We start from the raw sequence: 11,547 nt of genomic DNA on the forward strand, positions 1-11,547 counted from the left end.
CTCAACCGTCGCTGCTCCTCGTGCGAGGGAGTTGCCGCGAAGTATTTCTGCCCCATCGCCCGAGGACACGGCGAATCAAAGCAGCTTCCGCCTCTCACCCGCCGTCCTCGGGTCACAACTGCCGACCTGCCCCCCTCCAACCTGAACGGTGGCTCAAGCTCGGGGACGTGCCACATGCCTTTTTCGCCGTAAGACCCGTGTGAGGGACCAGGCTCTACCGTTGTCGTCGTGTTGCCCCGCGTCCTCTTCTCGCCCTGTTCTGCCGCCTGCTCCATCGCGCGGGGGACCGCGTGACGTCGAGGCTGCCCACCTCGCGGGTGTGGACGACGGTGCGGTCGTTTCTCGCGTTGCTCGCGCGGGACGACGAGGCGAGCGAACCCGACTGGCAGGCGCTGCTGGAGGCGGCGGTCGCCAGCGTGCCCGGCGCGCAGGCGGGGTCCCTGAACGTGCGCGAGGGCGAGGCGTTCGTGATGCGCGCGGTGGTGGGGTTCGACCGGGGGCTGCTGGGCACCTCGCACCCGGAGGCGGCCCTGCGCCGCTGGTACGGGCAGGACGAGGTGTGGCGGGAGGCGGGCCAGCCCCGCGTGCTGCGCGGCGAGGACCTGCGCGAACACTCCCGCCGGGCGCATGAGGGGTCCGGGCTGCGCGGGCACGACGAGCTGTTCGAGACCCTGGGAGAACGCGGCTCGCTGTGCGCCAACATCTGCCTGCCCGTCGTGGTGGGGGGCGTGGTCGTGGCGGAACTCAACCTCGACAACCTGAGCGACGAGGCCGCCCTTACGCCCGACTCGGTGGGGGTCGCGCAGGAGTTCGGGATGCTGGCCGCCGCCGCGCTCGCCGCGCGCGAACGGCGGGGACGTGAGGCCGCCCGCGTCCTCGAACTCGCCGCCGCCCGTGAGGGCACCCTGCTCGCGCTGGGGGTGGCGCTGGAGACCCGCGACCTGGAGACGAGCGGGCACACCGAGCGCGTGGTCCGGCTCGCGCGGGCGCTGGGGCGGGCGCTGGGACTGTCCGGCGGCGAGCTGGAGGCGCTCACCCAGGGCGCGTACCTGCACGACCTGGGCAAGCTCGCCATCTCGGACACCATTCTCCGCAAGCCCGGCAAGCTCACGCCGGAGGAGTTCACCCTGATGAAGACGCACGCCACCCACGGCCACGAGATCGCCCAGAGGCTGCCGAATCTCGCGCCGGGGGCGCTGGACGTGGTGTTGCACCACCACGAGAAGTGGAACGGCGGCGGCTACCCGTTCGGCCTCTCGGGGGCGGACATTCCCCTGCTCGCGCGCATCTTCGCGGTGTGCGACGTGTACGACGCGCTGACGAGTGAGCGGCCCTACAAACGTGCGTGGACCCACGGGGCCGCCGTGGCGGAGATCGTGGCGTCGGCGGGCGGGCACTTCGACCCCCGTGTGGTGCGGGCCTTCGCGGCTCTCGACGTGGTGGCGTGCCTGCATGGCGGTGCCTCCGCCGACCCCGAGGGGAACATGTGCGCTGGCCTGACCTCCCTCGACGAGCAGGCCCGGCAGCTTCAGGAGGCGCTGCACTACGCCGAGGCCGTGATCGAGGTGACGCGCTTTGCCGCCTCCGACCTGGGGCAGGACGACCTGTGCCGCGAGGTGCTGCGCGTGGTGGCGAGCACCTCGCCCCTCGACTGGGGCGGCCTGACCCTCATCGAGGGCGATGTGGCGCGGATTCGCCCCCTGTGGCCGCTCCCTGTCGCCGGGACGGGGGAGGAGCCGGAGACGGTGATCCCGCGCGGGCCGGGTGCGGTGTGGGAGGCGATGGGGCGGACCGAACCCCTGTTCGTGGAGGGGCGCGGCCTGGAGGGGGGCGGCCACCTGGACGCGTTGCCGAACGCCCTGCGGCGCGGTGCCCGCGCGGTCGCGTGGCTGCCGCTGCTCGTGGAGCCGTCGCGGGCGGTGGTCCTCACCGTGGTGCGGCGTGCGCCCGCCGAGGGCTGGACGGCCCACGACCGCCGCTTGTTGGAGGCGGCGGCACGCAGCGTGCGGGCGACCCTGGAGCGCCACGCCCACGTTCGCGCGCTGGAGGAGGCCGCCTACCAGGACATGCTGACGGGCCTGGGCAACCGCCGGGCCTTCGAGCAGGCCCTGGAGGACGCCCTGGCGCGCGGTGAGCGCGTCGGCGTGATGCTGCTCGACGTGGACGGCCTCAAGGCGGTGAACGACGGGTTCGGGCACGAGCGCGGCGACGAGCTGCTGCGCGCCTTCGCCCGCGCGCTGCGCTGGAGCGTGCGCCGGGAGGACGAGCTGTACCGCCTCGGCGGCGACGAGTTCATCCTCGTGTTCCGCGCCCTCGCCGGGGACGGGCCGGGGGAAGCTCCCCTGCACGTCCGGCTGGCGACGGCGGTGGAGGGCGTGCGCGCCGAGGGCTTCCCGAACGTGAACGTGAGCGCGGGCTTCGCCCACAGCCCGGCGGACGGCCACACCGTCAGCCAGCTCACCCGCGTCGCCGACGAGCGCATGTACCGCGTCAAGCGTGCCCGCGCGCGGGACGGGGCCGCCCACACCTCGCCGGACGCCCGGCACCGGACGGACTGGCGCGGGTAGGCCGAGGGTGGCCCCACAGCGGGGGATGGGGATGGTCGTCTATCACTGTACTGCCCGGCTCTTCCGACCCTCAGCGGCCCGTGGCGGCGTTGCAGAAGAAGGAAAAGGAAGTCGGGAGTGGGCGGTGGACTCGGTGCGGCCTCGCACCCCACCGCCCACTTTCTCCTGGTGGGGGATGATGGCGGAGGGAAGAGGGCCACTTCTCACGGCGCGAAGGAGCGCACCTGCACCCGGTACACGCCCCCCACGTCCTCCCGCCATGCCAGCACGACGGCTCCCGAGGCGTCCACGGTCACGGAGGGCGAGCGCGCGTCCCGCCTCTCGTCGCGGTTCACCAGGCCGAGGTCGCGCCAGGTCCGACCCGTCCAGCGGGCGAGTCGCACCCGGCCAATGCCTCCACGTTCCTCCACCCATGCCAGCACCGGGTTGCCCCCCCGGTCCAGCGTGAGCGACGGGGCGGAGGCCGAAGCGGTGCCGAGCCGCCCACTCAGCGCCTCCCACGTGCTCCCCGTCCAGCGTGAGGCGAACAGGCCGTCCTGCCCCTCCACGTCCTCCAGCCATGCGACGACCGGGCGCTCCCGCGCGTCCAGCACGAGGCGGGTGGAGGCGACATAGGTGTCTGGCGTGCGGTTGAGCGCTCCGCCCAGCGCCTCCCACCGCTCCCCGGTCCAGCGTTTCGCGAGGACGCTGCTCGCCAGCACCTCTCCCTGCAACCACGCGACGGTGGGCCGCCCCGCCCCGCCCAGCGCGAGGGCGGGCGTTCGGGAGAAGGCCGTAGTGTCGTTGAAGGGCACGCCCCGCGTCCACACCCGCGCCCCGGCGTCCCACGTCCGCACGGTCAGGCGGCTCCCGTAGGGACTTCGCAGGGTCTCGCCCCAGGCCAGCACCGGCTCGCCGTCACGTGCAGCGACCGCCCGTGTCCGCGCCGCGTAGGGGAGGTCGTCGCCGAGGTAGCGCGTCCGCCAGTCGGTCCACGCCCCGTCCCGGTAGGCCCGGAACACCACGAGGTCGTTGTCGCCGTAGTTCTCGTTCCACACGAGGACGGGCGTGCCCCGCTCGTCGAGGGCGAGGTTGAGGGAGGAGACCGGGCGCGGGTGGTCGTAATTGAGGGGACCGCCGCCGAGCGCCCGCCACGCGCCCCCCTCGTATCGCCACGCGGTCAGGTGGCGGGCGGTGAAGGTGCCGCGCCCGCTGCTGAAGGTGCCCACGTCCGCCATCACGGCGAGGACGAGCGAGCCGTCGGGGGCGGCGGCGAGCGCCAGTTCACGCACGGGCCGCGCCGGGTCGAGGCCGGGCGGCCCGGCGAGCGGTGGGACGGCCAGCGAAGCTGTGACGAGGGCCGCGACTCCGGCGAGCAGGGGAGACTGAAACATGAGTTGGGTCCTCTCGGGAGGAACACGGCGGGCGAGGGCGGGCTGTCGCTCCCCATTGTGCCGCCTGTCACCGGCGTGAACAACGCGCCGCGTCGGGGAGAGGGGTCATCCGGGTCAACCGTTCCGTCCCTCCGTCCTCACCTTTCAAGCGGGAGGAGGAACGTGTTCATCCTTTCCACCCGTCATACACGCGTAAGAACTCGATGTGCATCCTATAAACGTCAGGTGAAGAACGCCCCCTGACTGAGAGAGGCGACGACTCCCGTCCTGTAATTCGGGCACCTCGGACGGGCCGAGCCAGTGGTGCGACCGGCCATCAGTCCCCACCCGCGCCCCACGGCGCGGCGGGCCTTCCTTTTCACCCCGCCCGGCGGCTCCTCGTCCGCACGGTCCGTCCTGGGCCGTGTCCGGTGCCGTCTGGCCCCTCCACAACTTGCAGGAGTTTTCCCGTGCATACCCGCTTCACGCTGACTCTGCCCACGCTGACCCTGACCACCCTGGCCCTCACGCTCGCCGCCTGCGGCTCCACGCCCGCACCCACAGAGGCGGCGACCACGAGCGGCGGCCTTCTGCACGCCGCCTCGCTGGGGGAGACCAGCCCCACCGTCGGCGTGTCCGCCGGCACGCAGGTGCTGAGCACCCGGCCCTTCGCCAGCGCCACGAACGGTTGGGGACCTGCCGAGCGCGACCGCAGCAACGGCGAGCGGGCCGCCGGGGACGGGACCACCCTGACCCTGGGCGGCAAGACGTACAGCCGTGGCCTGGGCACGCACGCGCCCTCGGCCCTCGCCTTCGACCTCGACGGCCAGTGCCAGACCTTCACCGCCGACATCGGCGTGGACGATGAGGTGAGCGGCGGCAGCGTGACGTTCCAGGTGATTGCCGACGGGCAGGTGCTCTACGACTCCGGCGTGACGCGCGGTGCGGACGCGGCGAGGAGCCTCAAGGTCGGCGTCGCAGGCAGGAAGCAGCTCAAGCTGGTCGTCACCGACGCGGGCGACGGCGCGAGCTTCGATCATGCCGACTGGGCCGAGCCGACCCTGAGCGACTGCGCGCCGACCACTGCGGCGGTGGCGGCGGGCGCGGAGGCGGACGTGGTGTACCAGGGACCGCTCGTGATCACGCGGGGCGGCACGTACTCGGGCAACTGGCAGTCGCTCGACCCCAGGGTGCCCGCCGTTAGCATCCGCACGAGCGAACCCGTGGTCATCGAGAACAGCCGCCTGCGCGGGCGGGGCAACCTCATCGAGGGCTTCCACACCCGCGTCACGATCCGCAATAACCACGGCCACGGCCTGAACCCAGAGGTGGCGGGCCGCAGCCCTGGCCGCTTCATCAACCTGGAGGAGGTCTACGACGTGCGCGTCGAGAACAACGTCTTCGAGGGCACGAGCGGCATCTACTTTCGCCAGTACCGGGGTGACGCGGGCAGGGGGGAAACGATCAAGGTGCTGCGCAACGTCGCCAGGAATGTGGACGGACGCAAGAGCGACGGCCAGGGGGGCTACTCCACGAGCGCCTTCAACTGGGCGCAGTTCGTCCAGTTCAACGACGTCACCCGCATCGCTGACGCCGAGATCGCCTGGAATCAGGTCATCAACGAGCCGGGCCGGTCGCGGGTGGAGGACAACATCAACCTCTACGTCTCCAGCGGCACACCCCAAAGTCCCATCCGCATCCACGACAACTACATCCAGGGGGCCTACAACGCGCTGCCCGCCACGGACGCCAAGTTCTCCGGCGGCGGCATTCTCGTCGGCGACGGCAAGGTCAGCGACCCCGCCAGAATCGGCTATGCCCACGTCTCCCACAATCAGGTGGTCGGCACCACCAACTACGGCATCGCCATCGCGGGCGGCTCGGGCAGCGTGCTGGAACACAACCGCGTGGTGTCCAGCGGACGCCTGCCCGACGGCTCGCCCATCGCCGCGCAGAACGTCGGCATGTATATGTGGGACCCTTACGGGGGTGCCAAGCAGAGTCCCGCCACCTTCGGCCACAACCGCGCCCTGTACAACGTCGTCGGCTGGACCCGCGTGCGCGGCGACAAGGTGGACTCCAACGCCTATTGGTGGCCCGCCAAGGGGTTGAACGGGAGCGTCACCGTCTCCACCACCAACCTCGGCACCGCCGTCAACCTCGACGTGGAACGCGCGGAGTTCGGGCGCTGGCAGACCAAGCTCACGCAGGCCGGGGTGAGGATCGGCGTGCAGTGACGCGCCGGCTGGAGGAGGAGAGGAGGCCAGCCCTACGGCCAGAAGCGGAGGAGGGTCTGCCCAACCGTGACGATCTTGCCGTCGGGCTGGAGAAGGACCCTTCGGACCTCAAAGGACCCCCCAAGCTCCCTGCGCGGCGCGATCACGACCCTGCCCTCGTTCCCGAAGCTGGAATCAAGGCTCAGGTCGGAGTTCAGCCGGACCAAAGCACCTCCTCCGACAGCCTCTGGACCATAGGGACTGCCCGAGTCGTCAAGATAGTCGGTGGAGCCTGCAAGGACGATTTTGCCGTCCGCCTGTAGGGCCAGATCGCTGATGCCATTGGGCCCCTCGAGTTCTCCCATGAAGAAGTTCCCGCTCTCCCCGCCGAACCTCCCGTTCGTCAAGAGCCGTCGGACGTTCACGCCCACGTAGGCCGTGGCGCGGCCCCCGAGCGCCAGAATCATGTCTCCATTGGGTTCCACGACGAAGGAGATGCCCCCGTCCCCAGTGACCCGAGTCAGACCGCTGCCCGCGAAGCTGGTGTCCGGCGAGCCGTCGGGTCTGTAGCGGGCCATTGCCCCCGCCGCCCTGGGAAGGAACATGTTCTCGTACGGTCCCGACACCACGATGGTGCCGCCGGGTCCCAGGGCCACCTGTCGGGCCTCTTCGACACTGCCGAAGGGCTGGGGGTATGGGTTGTCCTGCAACGGCGCGAGGTCGGTGAACACCAGTCCGTCCGACCCGAAGGACATGTCCGGGCTGCCGTTCGGAGTGTAACGGGCGAGCGCGAAGTCGCTGTTGCCACTCGGACCGAGGCCCCCACCCACCACGATGAGCTTGCCGTCCGGCTGTAGGACGGCGTCGAGAGCACCACCCTGGCTGATCCCGTAGAGGGGACCATTGGCGGCCCCAAAGTTGGTTGTCACCCTGCCGCCCTGGCCGTAGCCAGTGTCCAGGCTCCCGTTCGGGTTGTACCGCCGGACCTCGAACTTCCCGCCCGTGACGTTCGTCACCACCAGCCGCTTGCCGTCCGGCTGCCGGGCGATGATGTCCCCGGTCAGCACGTTGCCGTCCGGCTCCAGAAGGGCAGTATTCAGGGGGCCGGAGGTGGGCACAGGATTCCAACTCGTATCCAGGCTGCCTGCTTCGGGCTTCGTGGTCGCGCACTCCAGCTTCGGATCGGCCCAGTCGGCGTGGTCGTAGCTGATCCCATTGCCCCCGTCCGTCACCACCAGCCGGAGTTCCTGCCGTCCCACCACGCCGACGTTCACCCGCTTCGTCGCGCCCGCGCCCGTCGTCACCCCGCTGTCGTACAGCTGGGTACCGTCTGCCCAGACCTGGAAGATGACCGACCCCCGGCCTCCCACCTCGTCGTCCACCCCGATGTCCGCCGTGAAGTTGTTGCACCTCGCCCCGTTCGTTCCCTTGAGGTCGAAGCGCAACTCACTCCCCGCGTGGACACCGAGGCCCTGCGCGTAGGTCTGGCCGTTGAGGGTGAGCGGCCTGCCGTCGCCGGGCTGCTGTTCGCCATTGCTGCGGTTGCGCTCGAACGGTCCCCAACTGTTGCGGGCGAGGGTGGGGGTCTCGTACTGGAGGGTATTGATGCCGGGAGCGAGGGCGAGGGGCTGTGCGGAGGCGTGGGCTTCCCAGGGATAGGAGCGACCGCCCGCATAGGGATCGCTCTCCACGGGTGAGGTCCCCTGACTGCATGCCAGCAGCAGCCACGGAACCGTCGGGGCGATGAACAAAGAGGCGCGGCGCTGCGGCATACACCCTCCTATCCGAGCCGGTCGAGGCCGGCGCTGTCCCGCTTTCATATCTTTGAAGGTCAGTCTAACCCCTGCCGGCGCTGGAGCGGAGGTGGGGGCGGCACGCGCCCTGCTATCCCCTCCCTGCTCCAATCGGGTGCTGATTTGTAGAGATGACGCCGAGGACTTATAGCACCTGGCGGAAGATGCTGACCGATCGGTCACGCTCCTGACGATGGGATGAATTGTAGAAATCCGTAGTCCTCTTCAAGCGTCTGTGCCAGATTTTTAACAATCCGTAGGCTCATCGCCTAAACGTCTAGCGCGAGGCATGGCGCGAGATGAGAGCCTTGAAAAGAGGTTCTGCTTTCATTCCCTCGGTGTTCGATCCTGGGGCAGGAAATCTCCAACAACATTAAGTCGCATTTTTCCTCGTGTAAGGCGCATTTCCGCCGCCCTTTCAAAAACCTGACACAGTTTCGTGGGGCAGTTCATGAATGGGCAGAGGGTCCCAAGATGAGTTTTATTTTGATATTTCCAACAGAAAACTATCATTAAAAGCCGTTAACGTTCGCTTGCGCGGCTGGGAAGGCCCGGCACGCGGCGACGAAGCTGAGCGACCACAACAAAGACACGCGAGGACGAGTCGCGTGCCGGTGAGCTGTTGCTTTGTCTCGAAGACCCAGCGGGTCTGGTTCACACACCACCAGTAGACCCGTCGTAAATGACGCCTTTCTGATCACCGTGAAGGTGAGTCCGCAACACCCTGGAGACCTCATGACCCGTACCCGTACCCTTTGCCACGCCCCCCTCGCCCTCGGTCTGCTGGCCCTCACCCTGGGGCTGGCCGCCTGCGGAAGCCAGACCTCCCCGACTCAGGACGCCGCCGAGCAGCCCGCCGCGAGCACCGAAACGGAGTTCGTGTACGACGGGCAGGACCATAGCTGGAGCAGTGAGGCTGGGGCGGGCGCGGGCGTCTCTGCCCTGACGCTCGACGCGGGGACGAACAGCCTCAGCCTGGAGAACTGGACGAACGCCACAAACGGCTGGGGACCGGTCGAGATTAACCAGAGCGCCGGGGAGAGGAGTGAGGGCGACGGACGCACCCTCACGCTGGCGGGCGAGACCTACGCGCAGGGCTTCGGTGTCCACTCGGCCTCCAGCCTGACGTTCAGCCTGGGGGGTCAGTGCGAGACCTTCACGGCGGATGTGGGTGTGGACGACGAGGTGGGAAGCAAGGGCAGCGTGGTCTTCCAGGTGTGGGCGGACGGAGCGAAGCTCTACGACAGCGGCGTGATGACGGGCGTGGGCGCGACGAAGAGTGTGAGCGTGGACGTGTCGGGCAAGGCCGAACTCAAGCTCGTCGTCACCGACGGCGGCGACGGCATCAGCCACGACCACGCGGACTGGGCCGCCCCCCTTCTGCTGAACTGCACGGGGAGCAACGTCAAGGCCTCCGGCGAGGTCGTCTATGGTGGTCCCATCGTGATCACCAAGGGCGGCACGTACTCCGGCAACTGGGAAGCCACGGAGAACAAGACGGCGGTGTACATCGCCACGAAGGAACCCGTCGTCATCGAGAACGCGAACATTCGCAGCCGGGGTAACCTGATCAGCGGGTTCAGCAACCGCCTGACGGTGCGGAATGTGCGCGGTTACGCCCTGAATCCGAATGTCGCGGGCAAGACGGCTGGGCGCGCCATCAACGCCGAGGAAGTCCTGAACCTGCGTGTGGAGAACAGCTACTTCGAGGGCAGCACCGGCATCTACGTGCGGAAATTCCTGGGTGACCCGTCGCAGGGAGACAGCATCCGCATCCTGCGTAACCGGTTCAGGAACACGGACGGACGCCGCAGCGACGGCAACGGCGGGTACAACGGCACCGTGAGCGTGGTGCAGGCGATCCTCTTCAACGACGTCAAGCGGCTGCCCAACGTGGAGATCGCCTGGAACGAGATCATCAACGAGGCGGGCAAGAGCCGCACCGAGGAGAACATTAACTTCTACGTCTCCAGCGGCACCCCCAGCAGCCCCTTCCTGATCCACGACAACTACATTCAGGGTGCCTACAGCGACAAGCCGACCACCGACACCTCCTACCCCGGCGGCGGCATCCTGGTGGGCGACGGCAAGGTCACGGACCCGCTCGACAACGGGTACACCCGCGTGTACAACAACCAGGTCGTCGGCACCACCAACCACGGCATCGCCATCGACGGCGGCGTGGACAACCGGGTGTACAACAACCGCGTGATCTCCAGCGGGCGTCTGCCTGACGGTCAGCGCCTCCCCGCCGCCAACGTCGGCCTGTACGTGTGGGACCTGCACGGTGCCCGCTCGCTGACCCCGCCCACCTTCGCGGGCAACCGCCTGGAGAACAACGTGGTGGGCTGGACCCGCGTGCTGGCCGACGGCAAGACGGTCAACAACCCCACGTGGCTGCCCCACTGCGGCGTCAATGGGACGGTGTGCGGCGGTAACCAGAACATCGGGACCGTCACCCTGGAGATGGAGGGGCAGGAATACCAGCGCTGGCAGGACAAGCTCAGCGCCAATGGCGTGAAGGTCGGGCCTTAACCCCTCCTCCTCACCTCCTCAAGGACACCGGGAACCTGCTGAAGGCTCCCGGTGTCTCTTGTGCCGCTCCAGCCAGCCCCACTTCCCGTCTTAACGGCCCGCCGCAGTTGGAGGCGGTCGCACGTAGGCCCGGCCCCGCAGGGCGTCGTAGAGCGCCTGGGCGGCGGTGCGGGCCGAGTTCACGCTCAACTCGCGGTGCTGCATCAACCGGATGAACGCGCCCGCCGTCTTGACCGCGAACCGCAGGACATACCAGGGCGCGGAGGTGCCGTACTCGCGGTACACCAGCAGTTGGTTGCGGGTGTTGTAGTAGTGCTTGAGGGGATTGTAGGGGCCACGCGGCGACGGGCACGACAAGCTGCCGTGGTGCCACAGCCGACTTGAGGGCACCAGCCGCGCCCCCACACCCAGACGCCGCAGCCGCAGGGCGTACTCGAAGTCGTCGTAGGCGAAAAAGAAGTTATCCACGGGCAGACCCGCGCGCCGGATGACCTCGGTCGGGATCAGGGGTCCCACGAAGGTGAACAGGTCCACGGTGGCACCACTCACGGCGTACTCGCGCGCGGGGAGGTTGTCCTCCTTGAGCCGCAGGGCGTCGAAACGGCGGCGGTGATACAGGTCGTAGCGGCCATCGCGGGCCAGCACGGCGCTGCACCGGACCTCCACGCCGTTCCCGTAGGCCAGCAGCTCGGCCAGAGCCTCCGGCTCGGGCAGGCAGTCGTCGTCCATCAACCACAGGGAGGTGTGATCGCCCTTCAGGGCCAGTTCCACCCCGCGCGCGAAGCCGTAGGCTCCGCCCAGGTTCTGCGGCAGCCGCAGGTAGGTCACGCGGTCGTCGCTGGGAATGATGTCCGGTGTGCCGTCGGTCGAGGCGTTGTCCACCACGTAGATGCGGTCGAGGGATGCCGTCTGGGCGAGCAGGCTCCGCAGACACTTTTCCAGCAGGGCCTTGCGGTTGTAGGTCACGACGACGGCACCGACACCCCCCTCTCGTGCCGGGAGGTCCGGGAAGGGAGGGGTGGAGTCGGTCCTTGGGGAGTTGGAACGGGGAAGATGAGTCATCTGTCTTGGCCCTGCCTTTCTA

The 11,547-nt window shown here is 68.8% G+C and carries 6 protein-coding genes and 1 riboswitch; of the genes, 3 read left to right on the forward strand and 3 right to left on the reverse strand.

The genetic code is table 11. The annotated features are described in order from the left end of the window. Positions 1–290 precede the first annotated feature (290 nt). Complete coding sequence (locus V3W47_RS09335; RefSeq protein WP_331824938.1) at positions 291–2,567, forward strand: bifunctional diguanylate cyclase/phosphohydrolase; 2,277 nt, start codon at positions 291–293, stop codon at positions 2,565–2,567. Between the two features lie 203 nt (positions 2,568–2,770). Here the strand turns inward: V3W47_RS09335 and V3W47_RS09340 are convergent, their stop codons facing one another. Continuing rightward, positions 2,771–3,940 carry a hypothetical protein gene (locus tag V3W47_RS09340; RefSeq protein ID WP_331824939.1) on the reverse strand — a complete coding sequence of 390 codons (1,170 nt, stop codon included), beginning with the start codon at positions 3,938–3,940 and terminating at the stop codon, positions 2,771–2,773. Positions 3,941–4,179: 239 nt separating this feature from the next. Beyond that, positions 4,180–4,264, forward strand: a riboswitch (cyclic di-GMP riboswitch). Between the two features lie 125 nt (positions 4,265–4,389). Between V3W47_RS09340 and V3W47_RS09345 the strand changes: the two genes are divergently transcribed. After that, positions 4,390–6,156, forward strand: coding sequence for an NPCBM/NEW2 domain-containing protein (locus V3W47_RS09345; protein WP_331824940.1), 1,767 nt, complete (start codon positions 4,390–4,392; stop codon positions 6,154–6,156). A gap of 32 nt (positions 6,157–6,188) precedes the next feature. Here the strand turns inward: V3W47_RS09345 and V3W47_RS09350 are convergent, their stop codons facing one another. Beyond that, positions 6,189–7,907 carry an NPCBM/NEW2 domain-containing protein gene (locus V3W47_RS09350; protein ID WP_331824941.1) on the reverse strand — a complete coding sequence of 573 codons (1,719 nt, stop codon included), beginning with the start codon at positions 7,905–7,907 and terminating at the stop codon, positions 6,189–6,191. 756 nt (positions 7,908–8,663) lie between these two features. Here V3W47_RS09350 and V3W47_RS09355 point away from each other — a divergent pair. Then, on the forward strand, positions 8,664–10,463 hold the full coding sequence (locus V3W47_RS09355) for an NPCBM/NEW2 domain-containing protein (RefSeq protein WP_331824942.1): 1,800 nt from the start codon (positions 8,664–8,666) through the stop codon (positions 10,461–10,463). 90 nt (positions 10,464–10,553) lie between these two features. Here V3W47_RS09355 and V3W47_RS09360 read toward each other — a convergent pair whose 3' ends face one another. Further along, entirely contained in the window at positions 10,554–11,525 is a 972-nt protein-coding gene (locus V3W47_RS09360; protein ID WP_331824943.1) for a glycosyltransferase family 2 protein, read from the reverse strand. Positions 11,526–11,547 lie beyond the last annotated feature (22 nt).

The organism is Deinococcus sp. YIM 134068, from assembly GCF_036543075.1.
GTDB lineage: Bacteria > Deinococcota > Deinococci > Deinococcales > Deinococcaceae > Deinococcus > Deinococcus lichenicola.

What these genes read in the sequence shown, in the direction of transcription:
- V3W47_RS09350 (WP_331824941.1), bottom strand. Translation starts at nt 7,907, where the DNA reads ATGCCGCAGCGCCGCGCCTCTTTGTTCATCGCCCCGACGGTTCCGTGG.
- V3W47_RS09355 (WP_331824942.1), top strand. Translation starts at nt 8,664, where the DNA reads ATGACCCGTACCCGTACCCTTTGCCACGCCCCCCTCGCCCTCGGTCTG.
- V3W47_RS09360 (WP_331824943.1), bottom strand. Translation starts at nt 11,525, where the DNA reads ATGACTCATCTTCCCCGTTCCAACTCCCCAAGGACCGACTCCACCCCT.
- V3W47_RS09340 (WP_331824939.1), bottom strand. Translation starts at nt 3,940, where the DNA reads ATGTTTCAGTCTCCCCTGCTCGCCGGAGTCGCGGCCCTCGTCACAGCT.